The organism is Aestuarium zhoushanense, from assembly GCF_056431045.1.
This window is the reverse complement of the sequence record NZ_JBWKMA010000022.1, coordinates 188,099-204,105: the sequence shown is the minus strand read 5'-3', so window position 1 is coordinate 204,105 and position 16,007 is coordinate 188,099. Positions and strand designations below refer to the sequence as shown.

General features: G+C 57.7%; 17 protein-coding genes. 15 read left to right on the top strand and 2 right to left on the bottom strand.

The window, feature by feature from the left end:
- Nucleotides 1–2: 2 nt before the first annotated feature.
- Nucleotides 3–1,349 carry a bifunctional UDP-N-acetylglucosamine diphosphorylase/glucosamine-1-phosphate N-acetyltransferase GlmU gene (gene glmU / locus AC07ED_RS08490; protein WP_105235402.1) on the bottom strand — a complete coding sequence of 449 codons (1,347 nt, stop codon included), beginning with the start codon at nucleotides 1,347–1,349 and terminating at the stop codon, nucleotides 3–5.
- Nucleotides 1,350–1,466: 117 nt separating this feature from the next.
- Between glmU and AC07ED_RS08485 the strand changes: the two genes are divergently transcribed.
- From AC07ED_RS08485 to AC07ED_RS08440, 10 genes are all read left to right on the top strand, one after another.
- Nucleotides 1,467–2,129, top strand: a complete 663-nt coding sequence (locus AC07ED_RS08485; RefSeq protein ID WP_105235401.1) for an HAD-IA family hydrolase — start codon at nucleotides 1,467–1,469, stop codon at nucleotides 2,127–2,129.
- A gap of 39 nt (nucleotides 2,130–2,168) precedes the next feature.
- Nucleotides 2,169–3,374, top strand: coding sequence for a DegT/DnrJ/EryC1/StrS family aminotransferase (locus tag AC07ED_RS08480; RefSeq protein WP_105235400.1), 1,206 nt, complete (start codon nucleotides 2,169–2,171; stop codon nucleotides 3,372–3,374).
- Nucleotides 3,371–3,874 (top strand): hypothetical protein, encoded by a 504-nt coding sequence (locus tag AC07ED_RS08475; RefSeq protein WP_105235399.1) that lies wholly within the window; start codon nucleotides 3,371–3,373, stop codon nucleotides 3,872–3,874. Before AC07ED_RS08480 ends, AC07ED_RS08475 begins: the two co-directional genes overlap by 4 nt.
- A gap of 88 nt (nucleotides 3,875–3,962) precedes the next feature.
- Nucleotides 3,963–5,123, top strand: a complete 1,161-nt coding sequence (locus AC07ED_RS08470) for an isovaleryl-CoA dehydrogenase (RefSeq protein ID WP_105235398.1) — start codon at nucleotides 3,963–3,965, stop codon at nucleotides 5,121–5,123.
- A 53-nt stretch (nucleotides 5,124–5,176) separates the two neighbouring features.
- Complete coding sequence (locus AC07ED_RS08465; protein WP_211096445.1) at nucleotides 5,177–6,712, top strand: carboxyl transferase domain-containing protein; 1,536 nt, start codon at nucleotides 5,177–5,179, stop codon at nucleotides 6,710–6,712.
- An 8-nt stretch (nucleotides 6,713–6,720) separates the two neighbouring features.
- Entirely contained in the window at nucleotides 6,721–7,206 is a 486-nt protein-coding gene (locus AC07ED_RS08460; RefSeq protein WP_105235396.1) for a hypothetical protein, read from the top strand.
- Between the two features lie 27 nt (nucleotides 7,207–7,233).
- A complete protein-coding gene (locus tag AC07ED_RS08455) occupies nucleotides 7,234–9,159 on the top strand; it encodes an acetyl/propionyl/methylcrotonyl-CoA carboxylase subunit alpha (protein WP_105235395.1) in 1,926 nt (641 codons plus the stop codon).
- Nucleotides 9,156–9,815 carry a glutathione S-transferase family protein gene (locus AC07ED_RS08450; protein WP_105235394.1) on the top strand — a complete coding sequence of 220 codons (660 nt, stop codon included), beginning with the start codon at nucleotides 9,156–9,158 and terminating at the stop codon, nucleotides 9,813–9,815. Before AC07ED_RS08455 ends, AC07ED_RS08450 begins: the two co-directional genes overlap by 4 nt.
- Entirely contained in the window at nucleotides 9,812–10,678 is an 867-nt protein-coding gene (locus tag AC07ED_RS08445; protein ID WP_105235393.1) for a hydroxymethylglutaryl-CoA lyase, read from the top strand. The genes AC07ED_RS08450 and AC07ED_RS08445 overlap by 4 nt, the downstream gene beginning before the upstream one ends.
- Nucleotides 10,679–10,682: 4 nt before the next feature.
- Nucleotides 10,683–11,462, top strand: coding sequence for a crotonase/enoyl-CoA hydratase family protein (locus tag AC07ED_RS08440; protein WP_105235392.1), 780 nt, complete (start codon nucleotides 10,683–10,685; stop codon nucleotides 11,460–11,462).
- Here AC07ED_RS08440 and AC07ED_RS08435 read toward each other — a convergent pair.
- Nucleotides 11,459–12,148 carry a GGDEF domain-containing protein gene (locus AC07ED_RS08435; RefSeq protein WP_105235391.1) on the bottom strand — a complete coding sequence of 230 codons (690 nt, stop codon included), beginning with the start codon at nucleotides 12,146–12,148 and terminating at the stop codon, nucleotides 11,459–11,461. The two genes, AC07ED_RS08440 and AC07ED_RS08435, sit on opposite strands and share 4 nt — an antisense overlap.
- A 222-nt stretch (nucleotides 12,149–12,370) precedes the next feature.
- On the opposite strand from AC07ED_RS08435, the gene AC07ED_RS08430 reads away from it, so the two are divergent.
- From AC07ED_RS08430 to AC07ED_RS08410, 5 genes are read left to right on the top strand one after another with little or no spacing between them, the layout of a single operon-like run.
- A complete protein-coding gene (locus AC07ED_RS08430) occupies nucleotides 12,371–12,736 on the top strand; it encodes an NADH-quinone oxidoreductase subunit A (protein ID WP_067549241.1) in 366 nt (121 codons plus the stop codon).
- Nucleotides 12,727–13,260: a NuoB/complex I 20 kDa subunit family protein gene (locus tag AC07ED_RS08425; protein WP_197498147.1), complete on the top strand. Its 534-nt coding sequence runs from the start codon at nucleotides 12,727–12,729 to the stop codon at nucleotides 13,258–13,260. The genes AC07ED_RS08430 and AC07ED_RS08425 overlap by 10 nt, the downstream gene beginning before the upstream one ends.
- A 12-nt stretch (nucleotides 13,261–13,272) precedes the next feature.
- The gene (locus tag AC07ED_RS08420; protein ID WP_067549238.1) at nucleotides 13,273–13,878 is read left to right on the top strand and encodes an NADH-quinone oxidoreductase subunit C; all 606 of its coding nucleotides are present in this window, start codon (nucleotides 13,273–13,275) and stop codon (nucleotides 13,876–13,878) included.
- Nucleotides 13,879–13,882: 4 nt separating this feature from the next.
- Nucleotides 13,883–14,779, top strand: coding sequence for a sulfotransferase (locus AC07ED_RS08415; RefSeq protein WP_105235390.1), 897 nt, complete (start codon nucleotides 13,883–13,885; stop codon nucleotides 14,777–14,779).
- Complete coding sequence (locus AC07ED_RS08410) at nucleotides 14,779–15,993, top strand: NADH-quinone oxidoreductase subunit D (protein WP_197498156.1); 1,215 nt, start codon at nucleotides 14,779–14,781, stop codon at nucleotides 15,991–15,993. Before AC07ED_RS08415 ends, AC07ED_RS08410 begins: the two co-directional genes overlap by 1 nt.
- Nucleotides 15,994–16,007: the final 14 nt, after the last annotated feature.

The window sequence follows — 16,007 nt, the reverse complement described above, 5'->3', positions numbered from 1 at the left end:
AATTAGGACCCCTTTGCCTTTTTGGCTTTGAGCATTTCAAATAATTTAACAGCGAACCCAGCCTTATTTTCCTGCTTGGTCCGCGCGATGGCCATTGCACCATCTGGAATATCTTTGGTCACAACAGTACCCGTTGCAGTCATGGCGTTATTGCCGACCGTGACAGGGGCAACCAGCATCGTTGCAGAACCGATAAAGCTGTTCGCGCCGATGGTGGTCTTATGTTTGAAAACACCGTCGTAGTTGCAGGTGATCGTGCCCGCGCCGACGTTGGTCTTTTTGCCGATGAAGGCATCACCGATGTAAGTGAGGTGGTTAACTTTTGCGCCCTCATCAATCGTCGCGTTTTTGATCTCAACAAAGTTTCCGATATGGACGTCTTCGTTGAGTTCCGCACCCGGACGCAGACGCGCGAATGGGCCAACGGTGGAACCACGGCTGACGTGGCACCCTTCGAGGTGTGAAAAAGCACGGATGGTTGCGTTGGATTCCACGGTTACGCGGGGGCCAAAGACAACGTTCGGCTCAATGATTGCATCGCGACCAATGACGGTGTCGTGCGCAAAGATCACGGTTTCTGGCGCGTGCAAGGTCACGCCGTTTTCCATCGCCTCTGCCCGCATCGCGCTTTGGAACATCTGTTCGGCACGAGCGAGTTCGGCGCGCGTGTTGATGCCGAGCGTTTCAGCCTCGTCACAACGCACAACGGTAGCGGACAGACCACGGTTGCGGGCGATGCCAATAATGTCGGGCAGGTAATATTCGCCCGAGGCATTGTCGTTGCCGACTTCATCAAGGAGAGAGAACAAGAGTTGCTTATCAACGCAGATCACGCCCGAATTGCAGAGCGGAATTTCGCGTTGTGCCTCTGTCGCGTCTTTGAATTCCACGATCCCCGTTAGGTCATCGCCATTGGTGATCAGGCGGCCATAACGGACAGTCGGATCGTAAACTTCGAACCCGAGGACGATAACGTCGTGGGTTGCGCGAGCGTCGAGCATGGATTGCAGTGTTTCAGGGCGAATAAACGGCGTGTCGCCAAAGGCCACGAAAACGTTGCCTTCGATGCCTGCCAGCGCCTCACGCGCCTGAAGCGCTGCATGCCCCGTGCCGAGCTGTTCTTCTTGGGTCACAACGACCGCATCGGGGTTCCAGTCTTTGACCGCAGCCTCAACCGCCTCGCCACCATGACCCACGACAACAACCGTGCGTTCAAGCCCCAGAGCCTCACCCGATTTCATCGCGTGAACGACGAGCGGGGCGCCTGCGATTTTATGCAGAACCTTGGGCAGTTCGGAGTTCATCCGTGTTCCCATACCCGCAGCCAAAACGATCAAAGAATTGCTCATATTCGCCTCTTAAAATTTGCCCCTGTATGGCGTTCCTTGGGGATTACCGCAAGATTTGGGGCTTCACATCACCTTTCGCTTCGTTACACCTGTGGCAAAACTGAAATGGGGATGGCTATGCGCACTGTGATTTTCGACTTGGACGGGACCTTGGCGGATACCAGTGTCGATCTCATCAATGCCGCAAACACCTGTTTTCGTGGGCTTGGGCTGGGTGATTTGCTTGATCCAACGCAGGACGCAGCGATTGCCGTCCGTGGTGGCAGAATGATGCTGACCGAAGGGTTCAAGCGCGCTGGAGACATCGATCCAGCAGAGATAGATCGTCAGTATCCTGTCTTGTTGCAGGCCTACGCGCAGGATGTTGCCACTCATACGACGCTTTATGATGGCGCGATGGAGGCGGTAGAGCAGTTGAAGTCCGATGGGTTCGCGGTGGGTGTTTGCACCAACAAACCCGAAGGCCTCGCGATTGCGGTGCTCGACGCGCTGGGCGTGCGGAGCGCGTTTGGATCGCTGATCGGCGCAGACACGCTGCCCGTTCGAAAGCCAGACCCTGCACCTTTGCGTGCTGCGGTTGAACGGGCAGGGGGTGATCCGATGCGGTCGCTTTTGGTTGGTGACAGTATTACTGACCTCGATACGTCCCGCGCGATGAATGTCCCGAGTGTGATGGTCACCTTTGGTCCTGCTGGAATGGCGGTCGCCGACCTAAACCCCGATGCGCTGATCCATCACTATAGCGAACTACCTGCTGTCGCAGCAGAACTCCTGTCTTAACCCATTGACCCTTTGGGGGCGATCAGCCACCGTATTGGTATGACTGAAGTATTCACAGGCTCTTTCACCCAGCAGGAACCGATCCCCGAAGAGGCGATCGAGGCGGCCGTTCGTGTCATGCAAACGGGGCGCTTGCACCGTTACAACACGGTGGGTGACGAAATTGCGGAAACTGCTCTTCTTGAGGAAGAATTCGCCGAAGCCATGGGGGCGAAATATTGCCTCGCCGTTGCCTCGGGCGGGTATGCGATGACAACGGCCTTGCGGGCGGTTGGGGTGAAACAGGGTGATCCTGTGTTGACCAATGCCTTCACGCTCGCCCCAGTTCCCGGCGCGATTGCAGCCGTTGGGGCGAAGCCGATCTATGTCGATGTGGATGAGGGGTTGGTGATCGACCTTAATGACCTGCGTGCAAAGATCGGGAAGGCTAAGGTGCTGCTCTTGTCCCACATGCGTGGGCATATCTGCGATATGGACGAACTGATGCGCATTTGTGGCGCGGCAGGTGTGACCGTGATTGAGGATTGCGCCCACACGATGGGGGCCACATGGCACACGATCCCATCGGGGCGGTTCGGCACCTTCGGCTGCTATTCGACGCAGACTTATAAGCACATGAATTCGGGCGAAGGCGGTCTGCTGATTAGCGACGATGCCCAAGCCATGGCACGTGCGATCATGCTGTCGGGGAGCTATATGCTTTTTGATCGGCACCGTGCTGCGCCCAAGCCAGAGATTTTCGCGCAGATCAAATATGAGACCCCGAACATATCGGGACGCATGGATAACCTACGGGCCGCGATCTTGCGCCCTCAGCTACGGCGGTTGAACGAACAATGCGGGAAATGGAACGCGCGGTATCGTGTGGTTGAGGCAGGATTACGTGGCACTACGGGTCTGACCCTGATTGATCGCCCCGAAGAAGAGGGCTTTGTCGCGTCGTCGTTCCAGTTTTTGCTCTTGGACTGGGCGCCCGACAAAATTCGCGATGTCATCGGACGATGTGCGGCGCGTGGGGTTGAACTGAAATGGTTCGGTAATGAAGAACCCGTTGGGTTTACGTCGAAATACAGCAGTTGGCGCTATGCAGATTGCGAACCGATGCCTCAGACCGATCGTATCCTCGCGGGGATCATGGACATGCGGTTGCCGCTGACCTTCTCGCTTGAGGATTGTGCGCAGATCGCGCGGATCATTCGGGCCGAGGTGAATGCCGTTTGGCAGCAAGAGGCGAAAACACCGTGAAACGGGTCGACGTCGAAGAGGAAATTCGCGGATTTTTGGCGCAGTTGAAACGGCCAATGCCTGAATTTTCTTTGGCGACAGAACCCACAGGTGACGGCTGGCCTGCTGTTTTGGGGGATGGTCCAGCCTTTACGTGGGTCGTCACAGAACGCGGCGTCGAACGGGACCGCCGCGTTGTTGATGGACACGAGGTCGTATTCCTCTGCATGGAAATCCTGACTGCTAGGTTTGCCCGCGAAGCTGAAAAAAAGACCCGTCAGACCAAACGCGCCAGCCTGTGGACTCGACTAAAGGCACGCGGCGATTTTGGGGTCGGTTTGGATGACTATTCGCGTCAAACGTGGATGGAAGGGCATGTTCGTTTGATGAAATCGCTCCAGTCGGGATGGGGCACGCGGGTGAAGCTCAATTACGAAATGATCCTGCGAAAATATCCGCTTACGGCCAATGAACGCCGTGATGCGCGGGTGCTCGACCTCTCTGAATTCGGCCTGAACTAACCGTCATCTGAAAACGGTGGATTGACGCGACTCGAATTCTGCGCCTAGAAATGAACAAGCGTTCAATAAAGCGCAGGGAGGAATGCATATGTTCACCGCGTCGATGAGATTCGATCTGGGAGAAGAGGTCGAGGCCATTCGCGATACCGTCCATTCGTGGGCGCAGGATCGGGTCAAGCCGATGGCGGCCCATGTGGATCAGTCCAACGAATTTCCCGCAGAGCTGTGGAAGGAAATGGGCGACCTTGGCCTTTTGGGTATCACCGTGCCCGAGGAATACGGTGGCGCTGGGCTGTCCTATCTGGCCCATACCATCGTTGTCGAAGAAATCGCACGGGCGTCGGCATCGGTATCGCTGTCCTACGGTGCACATTCGAACCTCTGTGTGAACCAGATCAAACTAAACGGCACGCACGAACAGAAGCAGAAATACCTGCCCGGTCTGATTTCGGGTGATCATGTCGGTGCGCTGGCGATGTCTGAAGCGGGCGCTGGGTCTGACGTGGTGTCCATGTCGCTCCGCGCGGAAAAGCGGAACGATCATTACCGTCTGAACGGCAACAAATACTGGATCACCAACGGTCCTGATGCCGATACGCTGGTCGTCTATGCCAAGACCGATCCTGCCGCTGGTCCCCAAGGCATCACCGCCTTTATCGTCGAGAAATCGATGAAGGGGTTCAGCACGTCCAAGCATTTTGACAAAATGGGGATGCGCGGATCGAACACGGCAGAGCTGGTGTTCGACGATGTCGAGGTCCCGTTCGAAAACGTTCTGGGCGAAGAGGGCAAAGGCGTTCGCGTTCTGATGTCTGGTCTCGACTACGAACGCGTTGTTCTCGCTGGGATCGGCACGGGCATCATGGCGGCCTGTATGGACGAGATTATGCCCTACCTCGCGACCCGCAAACAGTTTGGACAGCCCATCGGGAACTTCCAGCTGATGCAGGGTAAAATCGCGGACATGTATACCGCGCTGAATACCGCGCGAGCTTATGTTTACGAAGTGGCCAAAGCCTGTGACCGTGGTCAAGTGACCCGTCAGGACGCCGCTGCCTGCGTGCTCTATTCGTCCGAGCAGGCGATGGTTCAGGCGCATCAGGCCGTTCAAGCGATGGGTGGTGCAGGCTTTATGAACGACAGCGCTGTGAGCCGTCTGTTCCGTGATGCCAAGTTGATGGAAATCGGCGCGGGCACCTCGGAGATCCGTCGTATGTTGATCGGTCGCGAACTGATGGGGTCGATGTGAAACTCTCGACCACATTCATTCCCAACCCCGAAGGTCGTGCGCGGCATCTAGAGATGATCGCATTGATCGCTGACGCTGCTGAAAAGGCTGCGGCAGGCGGCGGGGAAAAGGCACGAGAACGCCATGTCTCACGCGGAAAGATGCTGCCGCGTGAGCGTGTCGCCAATGTTTTGGATGCGGGATCTCCGTTTCTGGAAATTGGCGCGACGGCGGCGCATGGGCTTTATGATGGGGCGGCACCTTGCGCTGGAGTGATCGCTGGGATCGGCCGTGTTAACGGCATCGAATGTATGATCGTCTGTAATGATGCCACCGTCAAAGGCGGCACCTATTATCCGATGACGGTGAAAAAACACCTCCGCGCCCAAGAGATCGCGGCCCAGTGCAATCTGCCCTGCGTTTACCTCGTGGACAGCGGCGGTGCGAACCTCCCGAACCAAGACGAAGTGTTCCCCGATCGTGACCACTTTGGCCGGATTTTCTTTAATCAGGCGAATATGTCGGCGGCGGGTATTCCGCAGATCGCAGCTGTCATGGGGTCCTGCACGGCGGGTGGGGCTTATGTGCCCGCCATGTCCGATGTGTCGGTGATCGTGAAAGAGCAGGGGACGATCTTCCTCGCTGGTCCGCCACTGGTCAAAGCGGCAACGGGCGAGGTCGTCAGCTCCGAAGACCTAGGCGGTGGCGATGTTCATACGCGCCTCTCTGGTGTTGCGGATTATCTGGCCGAGGATGATGCTCATGCGTTGTCTCTCGTCCGTCAGGCGGTGGCCTCAACCTCGCGTCAGACCCCAATGACGGTGAAACGCGAAACGCCCGAACTGCCCGCTTGTAATCCTGAGGAACTGCTGGACATCGTGCCGCCAGATCTAAAGACGCCCTACGATATTCGCGCCGTGATCGCGCGTATCGTGGACGGCTCTCGGTTTGATGAATTCAAGGCGCGGTTTGGCGAAACGCTGGTCACGGGCTTTGCCCATATCGACGGTTGGCCCGTGGGCATCATCGCCAATAACGGAGTTTTGTTCTCTGATGCGGCGCAAAAAGGCGCGCACTTTGTCGAGCTGTGTTCCCAACGGAAAATCCCGCTGATCTTCTTGCAGAATATCACGGGCTTTATGGTGGGTCGGAAATACGAAAACGAAGGCATTGCCCGCCACGGTGCAAAGATGGTGACCGCCGTCGCCACGACCAAGGTTCCAAAGATCACGGTGTTGGTCGGTGGATCGTTTGGCGCGGGGAATTATGGCATGTCTGGAAGGGCTTACAGTCCGAACTTCTTGTGGTCGTGGCCCAATTCGCGCACCGCTGTGATGGGGGGCGAACAGGCCGCTGGCGTGTTGGCCACCGTGAAACGTGATGCCATCGAACGGGCTGGTGGCAGTTGGTCGGCAGACGAAGAAGCGGCCTTTAAAAAGCCCACGCTGGACATGTTCGAGGAACAGTCGCACCCGCTCTATGCCTCGGCGCGGCTCTGGGATGATGGCGTCATTGACCCTCGCAAAACGCGCGATGTGCTTGCACTTTCGCTTTCAGCATCGTTGAACGCCTCTATTGAAGACACGACATTCGGCGTGTTCAGGATGTGAGGGCGATCATGGCAAAAATGCCGGAAGAAGGCCGTTTCGAATACGGCAAGATGGACAAGCAGACGGGCGCTCAGTGGGTGCATGTCACGCCAGAAATGGCGCGGGCGCATCCGCAGGGGAAACTCAACCTCCCGCTCTGGCTGATCACTGGTGTTTTTGCGGCTTTCGGTCTTTTGCAACTGGTCGAGTTCGCTCAGTTCGGTGATTGGCTGGCTTTGTTCAAAGCCGTTCTGCAACTGCTCACCGCGATCATGTTGGTTATGCGGGCGCCGATTTCGCTGATGTTGGCGGGCGCGCAGCTTTTGCTTTCGGTCTTTGGGGCCGTCACAGGCGGAATGCTGAAAAATATGTCCGAGCTGGGGGAGACAGGCGGGTTAGTTGTGCTGGCCTATCTGATCTTTTGCGGATTGTCGCTGTTCTATCTGTTTGAGGGCGACCGCCCCAATTTGATCTACCGCCACCGCTTCCGCAGTTTCCGCGGCGCTAAGGACTAACACGAGGGGTAGGGAGGCCCCGCTGGTATGTTCGGAAAAATTCTGATTGCCAATCGGGGCGAAATTGCGTGCCGTGTGATCCGCTCGGCGCGGGCGCTGGGTGTGAAAACGGTTGCGGTCTATTCGGATGCCGACGCCAATGCGATGCATGTCGCCATGGCGGACGAGGCTGTGCGTCTGGGGCCAGCACCGGTCGCCGATAGTTATCTGCGTGGTGACCTGATCATTGAGGCCGCCCTGAAAACGGGTGCCCAAGGGATCCATCCTGGATATGGGTTCCTGTCCGAGAACCCTGATTTCGTCGAGGCCGTCGAACAGGCGGGTCTCACGTTTATTGGCCCTTCGGCCACCTCCATTCGTGCGATGGGTTTAAAGGACGCCGCTAAGGCGCTGATGGAAAAAGCGAACGTGCCTGTCGTGCCCGGCTATCACGGCGCCGATCAGTCGCCAGATTTTCTCGCTCAGCAAGCTGCAGAAATCGGCTATCCCGTCCTGATCAAAGCCGTCGCTGGCGGCGGCGGTAAGGGGATGCGCCGCGTCGATGATGCTGCCCATTTTGCCGAAGCGCTAGCCTCTGCACAGGCCGAGGCGCGGACAGCGTTTGGCAATGCGGATGTCCTGATCGAGAAATACATTCTTAGCCCGCGCCACATTGAGGTGCAGGTTTTCGGTGATGGCACCTCTGCTGTGCATCTGTTCGAGCGGGATTGTTCGCTCCAGCGTCGTCACCAGAAAGTCATCGAAGAGGCGCCCGCACCGGGCATGACGCCTGACTTGCGCGACCGGATGGGGGCCGCTGCGGTTAAGGCGGCAGAGGCGATTAGCTATTCCGGTGCGGGCACGGTCGAGTTCATCGTGGATGGCACGACGATGGATTTTTGGTTCATGGAGATGAATACCCGCCTTCAGGTTGAACACCCAGTGACCGCAGCGATCACAGGCGTCGATCTGGTGGAATGGCAACTGCGTGTCGCCTCGGGCGAACCTCTGCCGATGGCGCAATCTGACCTGACGATCACGGGGCACGCGTTTGAAGCCCGCCTCTACGCCGAAGACGTTCCCGCGGGTTTCCTCCCCGCAACGGGTCGTATCGCCCATCTGCAGTTCGCAAAGGGTGTTCGCGCTGACAGTGGCGTGCGAGCGGGCGATACGATCACCCCTTGGTACGATCCGATGATCGCCAAACTGATCGTGCACGGCCCTGATCGTGACACCGCGCTGCGCCAACTGGCCCGCGCCTGTGCCGAGACCGAAGTTGCAGGCACCGTCACCAACCTCGGGTTCTTGGGTGCGTTGGCTCGGCATGAGGGATTTGCGGCAGGTGAGGTCGATACGGGATTGATCGAACGTGACCTCGACGCATTGACCTATCGTGCGGCACCGACGGCTGAGACGATTGCATTGTCTGCGGTGATCGCGATGGGGCTGGATGCGAACCCCGCGCCGCAAACAGGGTTTACTCTCTGGGTACCAGTTCCGCAGACCATCACGCTGTTGGTCGAGGGCGAAGAGGTTGTGGTAAATGTCACCACACTCTCGGCTGACCGTTTCGAGGTTGCCGTAGGCGGCACCACCGTGGCGGTTCGACGGTCGAGCGGTGGCTTGCGCCTGAACGATCAGGCCGCGCCGAACTATGTAAAACACGGCAACCACATCACTATCTTTGCTGACCCCGTTGTCGAGATCACGATCCCTGATCCGCTGGACCGAGGCGGCGCAGAAGCGGCGAGCGATGCGATTTTGTCCCCGATGCCGGGCCTCCTCCGCGCGATGGAGGTCACTGCGGGTCAAATGGTAAAGGCTGGCGACCGCCTAGCCGTGCTAGAGGCGATGAAAATGGAACACATCCTGCGTGCCCCGCGCGATGGAGTGATTGCAACGGTCGGGGCCACCGCAGGATCACAAGTCGAAGCAGGCGCGCTTCTTATCGCGCTAGAAGAGGAAGTCGCATGATCCGTCTACACCACTGTGCTGAAACCCGTTCGATGCGGACGCTCTGGCAGCTCAACGAAATCGGTTGTGAGTTTGAAATCCAGCGCTATGAGTTTGGCAAGGCTCTGCGCTCGGACGAGTTCAAAGCGATCAACCCCGTCAGCCGTGTCCCTGCGTTGGAAATCGATGGCGAGGTGCTGATCGAGACGGGCGCGATTGCGGAAATCCTCTGCGAGAAGTTTCCGGAGGCTGGATTGGGGCGTCCGATCGGCGATCCTGAACGCAATATGTTCCTTCAGCTTGTCCATTTCGCAGAGACGATCAGCCAGCACTGCGCGATCCTCACTCAGCAGCATGTGATGCTCTATGAAGATCACATGCGGTCCCCGATCTTGACGCAGTTGGAGCCCAAGCGGCTCGCCAAAACCATCGGCTTTATCGAAGAGCGGATGGCGGGCGATTTCCTGCTGTCTGATTTCAGCGCGGCGGATATCTGCGTGGGGCAGGCGATCTACATGGCGCAGCGCTTTGTTGGGCTCGACCCGTTCCCGCGTGTGGCCGCATGGATGGTGCGGATGACTGAACGCCCCGCGTTCCGCGCTTCGCTCCCGTTGGATGGCGAGCCGCGTCTCTATAACCAGTCGTTCTTTGAACCGATCCCGTCGGAGGGTTCATGAGCCACGTCCGCATATATGAGGTCGGCCCGCGTGATGGTTTGCAGAACGAAAAGGCCGTCATCGCGGTCGACGATAAGGTCGCGCTGATCAAAGCCTTGGTCGATGCGGGCCTAAAGGACATCGAGGTCGGGTCGTTCGTATCGCCCAAATGGGTGCCACAGATGGCAGATACCGACCGCGTGATGGCCGCTCTCGATTATGCGAACGATGTGAACTACGCGACCTTGGTCCCGAATGTTAAGGGATGGGAGGGGTTCGTTCAGGCCTCTGCCAATCTGCCACGCAACGCGGGCGAGATTGCTGTTTTCATCGCGGCCTCCGAAGGGTTCTCTAAGGCCAACCTCAACTGCACGGTCGAGGATAGCTTGTCGCGCCTCGCCCCCGTGGTAGAGGCTGCGCAAAACGCGGGCGTTCCCGTGCGGGGCTATGTGTCCTGCATGACCGACTGTCCGTTCGACGGACCGACCCCGCCAGAAGCCGTTGTTCGCGCGGTCGAAGGTTTACGCCGTCTTGCGCCGATGCCTGTTTCTTTGGGCGATACGATCGGGGCAGGGACGCCAGAGACCGTGACCCGCGTGATTAAAGCAGTGGCGGAGGTGATGCCGATTGCGGATGTCGCAGGTCACTTCCATGACACGGGCGGACGGGCTTTGGACAATGTGCAGGCGTCGCTCGAACTCGGCGTTCGGGTGTTTGATGCGGCTGTCGGTGGTTTGGGTGGCTGCCCCTATGCGCCCGGTGCGCCAGGGAATGTCGCGACCGAAGCGGTGGTCGAACGGGTTGAGGCGCTCGGTTATTCGACTGGGTTGGATCATGCGGCCTTGGCGCGGGCTGGGCTAATGGCGCGAAAATTAAGAGGCTAGGGCGATGGAAACGATCCGCATTGATATTGATGACCGTGGGGTCGCGACGCTGACCTTAGCGCGGTCTGAAAAACATAACGCTCTATCCGCACAAATGATGGATGAATTGACCGAGGCCGCGCGGACCTTGGGCGCGGATCCTGCCGTGCGAGTTGTGATCCTCGCCGCTGAGGGGGCGAGTTTCTGTGCGGGCGGTGACCTCGGTTGGATGCGGGCGCAGTTTGATACCGATGCGGCAGGGCGCGAGGTTGAGGCACGCCGCCTTGCTAATATGCTCAGGGCGTTGAACGAAATGTCAAAGCCAGTGATTGGGCGCGTTCATGGGAATGCCTTTGGTGGCGGGGTCGGCATGGCCTGTGTTTGCGATATCGCGATTGCGGCAGATACAGCATTGTTTGGTTTGACGGAAACGCGGCTCGGTCTGATCCCTGCGACCATCGGGCCTTATGTCCTCGCTCGGATGGGGGAGGCTATGGCACGCCGCGTGTTCATGTCGTCGCGTCGGTTTGGCGCGGATGAGGCTGTCACGCTCGGGATCGTTGCAAAGTCGGTTGCGGCAGATGATCTGGATGCGGCGGTTGAGGCCGAGGTCGCGCCCTATCTATCCTGCGCCCCTGGTGCGGTGGCCGAGGCCAAGGCGCTCGCCCGTCGTTTGGGACCGCCGATCAATGATCAAGTCATCGACGACACCATTGCGGCCCTCGCGCAGCGTTGGGAAAGCCCAGAGGCGGTCGAAGGCATCGGCGCCTTTTTCGATAAACGTAAACCGCAGTGGCAGAGCTAGGCCGCGATTTCTATTCGCGCACGGCCAGCCGTTTTCGCCCGATAGAGGGCGATGTCTGCGTCACGCAGTGCCTCGTCCAGTGTCATATGCGGACCAACGGTCGCCGCCCCGACTGAAACGGTGACCTGCAATGACGCACCCGTGCCTGTTTCGACCGACAGGCCCATGCTGATCCGCTGCCCGATTAGGCGTGCGGTTTCCATTGTGACATCGGGGAGGAAGATCGCGAACTCCTCGCCTCCGACGCGGCCAATCACATCATTCGACCGCAGTAGCCCTTGTAGATGATCGGCCATAACCTGCAGGCAATGATCGCCTGTTGCATGGCCATAGTTGTCGTTGATGTCCTTAAAGTGATCCGCGTCGAGCAACAGCATCACCCCCTTATGGCGTGACAGTGCTGACCGCGCCCGCTCCATAAAGGCGCGACGATTGGGGAGGCGGGTGAGCATATCGGTGGTCGCCATTTCGACCAATCGATCCTTGGTCGCAACCTGTCGAGCGCCAATGAACTGCCCGCCAAGCATGAACGGCGTCCCGACGATTGACGTCAAAAGAACGATATCCGCCAACGGAATCGCATCGGACCCAAGAACAAAGAACTGAACCACAATCGCCAACAGATTCAGCGGAACGAGTAAAACAACCAAGTTGAAAATTGCACGGCGAACAGACCGTGGGGACATAAAGAAAATGAGAAGCCTTAACACAATATACCTATAATAAAGGGCGATTGGGCGACCCTAGTTCGAAAGTGTTAAGAGTTCGTTGTCATTTGGCCCTGAATTTTGCGTGATAAAAACAGCGTCAACTATAGCGGCGCTTGGTTGACCCTCTGACGCGGCAGGGGTAAAGCCATGTCGAACGAACGGACCGTGATAGGTCCGTCCTGCAGGAAAGGACCTGTCGTGGAAGAGATGCTTCGCGAATACCTCCCCATTATCGTGTTCCTTGGCCTTGCCATCGCTATCGGCCTGATTCTGGTTCTGGCCGCTGTGGTGGTTGCCGTGCGGAACCCTGACCCAGAAAAAGTGTCGGCCTACGAATGTGGCTTTAACGCCTTTGACGATGCGCGGATGAAATTTGATGTTCGGTTCTACCTTGTGTCGATCCTCTTCATCATCTTCGACCTCGAAGTCGCGTTCCTCTTCCCATGGGCCGTCGCATTCAAGGATCTGAGCATGGTTGGCTTCTGGTCGATGATGGTATTCCTCGCCGTTCTGACGATCGGCTTTGCCTATGAGTGGAAAAAGGGAGCTCTGGAATGGGAGTGATGACTGGCGTCAACACCGCCGGCGTAGACAAAGAAGTTGTCACGCAGGAGATCAACCGCGAGCTTCAGGACAAGGGTTTCCTTGTCACGTCCACTGCTGACATCATCAACTGGGCGCGTACGGGTTCGCTGCACTGGATGACCTTTGGTCTGGCCTGTTGTGCGGTTGAAATGATGCACACCTCTATGCCGCGTTACGACCTCGAACGTTTCGGTACCGCACCGCGCGCTTCTCCGCGCCAGTCGGATCTGATGATCGTTGCGGGCACGCTGACCAACAAAATGGCGCCTGCGCTTCGTAAGGTTTACGACCAGATGCCAGAGCCGCGCTATGTGATCTCGATGGGGTCTTGTGCGAACGGCGGTGGTTACTACCACTATTCCTATTCGGTCGTTCGTGGCTGTGACCGCATTGTTCCGGTCGACGTTTACGTTCCGGGCTGCCCTCCGACAGCAGAAGCTCTGCTCTACGGTATCCTGCAGCTTCAGCGCAAAATCCGCCGCACCGGCACTATCGTTCGCTAAGAGGGGGTTGTCATGTCCGAAGCACTTAAGGAACTTGGCGCTCTTCTCGAGCTGAAGAAATCCGATGCCGTTCTCGGTTGGGATGTCACGTATGGTGAGCTGAACGTCGATGTTGCGCCGTCGCAACTGGTGGCTTTTGTCGAGTTTCTGAAAACCGACCAGTCCTGCCAGTTCTCGTCGCTCGTCGATATCACCGCCGTTGACTATCCGGGCCGCGCAAAACGGTTCGACGTCGTTTACCACTTCCTGTCGATGTATCAGAACCACCGCATTCGTCTGCGCGTGTCGATCCGCGAAGAAGAAATGGTTCCGTCGATCATCGAAGTTCACCCCTCGGCCAACTGGTTCGAGCGTGAAGTCTTTGACATGTTTGGTATCCTCTTCTCGGGTCACCCAGACCTGCGCCGCATTCTGACCGACTACGGTTTCCGTGGTTACCCGCTGCGCAAGGACTTCCCGACCACTGGTTACACTGAGGTTCGCTATGACGAAGCGCAAAAACGCGTTGTCTACGAGCCCGTGAAACTGGTTCAGGAATACCGTCAGTTCGACTTTATGTCGCCGTGGGAAGGTGCTGAATACATCCTTCCGGGTGACGACAAAGCAGCGGCGAAGTAATCGAATGACCGATCAGACCCTCCTTTACTGTGTAGGTGCGACGAAGGCAGGCACGTCCTGGCTTTATCGCATGCTGCATGGTCATCCGGAGTGTCTGGTGCGCGACGTGAAGGAAGCCCACTACTGGGATACCTTTGACGCGAAACGCTGTGCGGGCCAATTGTCGGCCTTTGCAGCTAATCATTCGAAGATGCTCGAAACCCGCGAAATGGTACGCCGCAATGGTAATAAGCACCGTGAGGCGAACCTGACCCGTCAAGTCGACGATATGGTTGGCTTGGTCGACGTGCTGGAAAGCCCGCGTGAGGATGATGCTCGGTATTGGGCATGGTTGTCGAACGGGGGCGAGGGCAAACGCGTGGTGGCAGAAATGACCCCTGCGTATGGTCTCTTGGATGAGGCGATGCTGACCCGTATGTCGGCGCTGCGTCCGATGACAAAGTTTGTCTATCTGATCCGCGACCCGCTTGACCGTCTGTGGAGCCATATTCGCATGGTGGTCTCGCGCCAGCATGGTGACGCTGACCTAGAGGCGCGCGCCAATGATGCGATGGCGAAAGTGATCGCGGGGCAAAAGCACGCGGATGTCGCTGAACGCGGTGACTATCGTTCGACCATCGAAAAACTGCGCCGCGTTGTTCCGGCATCGCGGCTACTGGTAGAATTTTCCGAACGCCTGATGACGGCGGAGGGCTGGGCGCGTGTTTGCGCGTTTCTGGGCCTGACCCACATCGCGGCGGACAAAGAACGCAAAGTCCATGAAGGCGCCAAAGCCCGCATGGACGCAGGGCTGGCAGCGGATGCTGTTCGGTTCCTCAAAGATCAATACGACTGGGTCGCCGATAACGTCGGCCCGCTGCCAATGAACTGGCAGAATAACCTTGCGAGGGCATACGCATGATGGATGGTGGCAAAGGCTTCGAGGACGCTCAGACGGGCGAACAGAAGATCCGTAACTTCAACATCAACTTTGGCCCGCAGCACCCTGCGGCTCACGGCGTGTTGCGTCTGGTTCTGGAACTGGACGGCGAGATTGTTGAACGCTGCGACCCGCATATCGGTCTGCTGCACCGTGGCACCGAAAAGCTGATGGAAAGCCGCACCTATCTGCAGAACCTTCCGTATTTCGACCGTCTCGACTACGTGGCGCCGATGAACCAAGAGCACGCTTGGTGCTTGGCCATCGAACGTCTGACGGGCACCGAAGTTCCGCGTCGTGCATCGCTGATCCGCGTTCTTTATTCCGAAATCGGCCGCGTTCTGAACCACCTTCTGAACGTCACCACTCAGGCTATGGACGTTGGTGCGCTGACACCGCCGCTCTGGGGCTTTGAAGAGCGTGAAAAGCTGATGATTTTCTACGAACGTGCCTGTGGCGCACGTTTGCACGCGGCATATTTCCGTCCCGGTGGTGTCCACCAAGACCTGCCTGATGCGCTTCTTGACGATATCGAAGAGTGGGCGAACCACTTCCCGAACGTTCTGGACGACATCGACGGTCTGCTGACCGAAAACCGTATTTTCAAACAGCGTAACGTTGATATCGGCGTCGTCACCGAAGAAGACATCCAGAAATGGGGCTTCTCGGGCGTGATGGTGCGTGGCTCTGGCCTCGCTTGGGACCTGCGTCGTGCGCAGCCCTACGAATGCTACGACGAGTTCGAGTTCCAGATCCCCGTTGGCAAAAACGGCGATTGTTTCGACCGCTACCTCGTCCGTATGGAAGAGATGCGTCAGTCGACTTCGATCATCAAACAAGCGATTGCGAAATTGCGTGTTGAAGGTGGCGACGTTCTGGCCCGTGGTAAGATCACACCGCCGAAGCGTGGCGACATGAAAACCAACATGGAATCGCTGATCCACCATTTCAAACTCTACACCGAAGGCTTCCACGTGCCTGAGGGCGAGGTTTACGCAGCGGTTGAAGCACCGAAAGGTGAATTCGGCGTCTACCTGAAGGCAGACGGTTCGAACAAACCATACCGTGCAAAACTGCGCGCACCGGGCTATCTGCACCTGCAGGCGATGGACCACATCGCGTCTGGTCACCAGCTCGCTGACGTGGCTGCCATCATCGGCACCATGGACGTTGTGTTCGGGGAGATTGACCGCTGATGAAGCGATTTGGG

Excerpts from the sequence above, each read along its gene's own strand:
- glmU (WP_105235402.1), bottom strand. The coding sequence starts at position 1,349 with ATGAGCAATTCTTTGATCGTTTTGGCTGCGGGTATGGGAACACGGATG.
- AC07ED_RS08485 (WP_105235401.1), top strand. The coding sequence starts at position 1,467 with ATGCGCACTGTGATTTTCGACTTGGACGGGACCTTGGCGGATACCAGT.
- AC07ED_RS08480 (WP_105235400.1), top strand. The coding sequence starts at position 2,169 with ATGACTGAAGTATTCACAGGCTCTTTCACCCAGCAGGAACCGATCCCC.
- AC07ED_RS08470 (WP_105235398.1), top strand. The coding sequence starts at position 3,963 with ATGTTCACCGCGTCGATGAGATTCGATCTGGGAGAAGAGGTCGAGGCC.
- AC07ED_RS08465 (WP_211096445.1), top strand. The coding sequence starts at position 5,177 with ATGATCGCATTGATCGCTGACGCTGCTGAAAAGGCTGCGGCAGGCGGC.
- AC07ED_RS08460 (WP_105235396.1), top strand. The coding sequence starts at position 6,721 with ATGGCAAAAATGCCGGAAGAAGGCCGTTTCGAATACGGCAAGATGGAC.
- AC07ED_RS08455 (WP_105235395.1), top strand. The coding sequence starts at position 7,234 with ATGTTCGGAAAAATTCTGATTGCCAATCGGGGCGAAATTGCGTGCCGT.
- AC07ED_RS08450 (WP_105235394.1), top strand. The coding sequence starts at position 9,156 with ATGATCCGTCTACACCACTGTGCTGAAACCCGTTCGATGCGGACGCTC.
- AC07ED_RS08445 (WP_105235393.1), top strand. The coding sequence starts at position 9,812 with ATGAGCCACGTCCGCATATATGAGGTCGGCCCGCGTGATGGTTTGCAG.
- AC07ED_RS08440 (WP_105235392.1), top strand. The coding sequence starts at position 10,683 with ATGGAAACGATCCGCATTGATATTGATGACCGTGGGGTCGCGACGCTG.
- AC07ED_RS08435 (WP_105235391.1), bottom strand. The coding sequence starts at position 12,148 with ATGTCCCCACGGTCTGTTCGCCGTGCAATTTTCAACTTGGTTGTTTTA.
- AC07ED_RS08425 (WP_197498147.1), top strand. The coding sequence starts at position 12,727 with ATGGGAGTGATGACTGGCGTCAACACCGCCGGCGTAGACAAAGAAGTT.
- AC07ED_RS08420 (WP_067549238.1), top strand. The coding sequence starts at position 13,273 with ATGTCCGAAGCACTTAAGGAACTTGGCGCTCTTCTCGAGCTGAAGAAA.
- AC07ED_RS08415 (WP_105235390.1), top strand. The coding sequence starts at position 13,883 with ATGACCGATCAGACCCTCCTTTACTGTGTAGGTGCGACGAAGGCAGGC.
- AC07ED_RS08410 (WP_197498156.1), top strand. The coding sequence starts at position 14,779 with ATGGATGGTGGCAAAGGCTTCGAGGACGCTCAGACGGGCGAACAGAAG.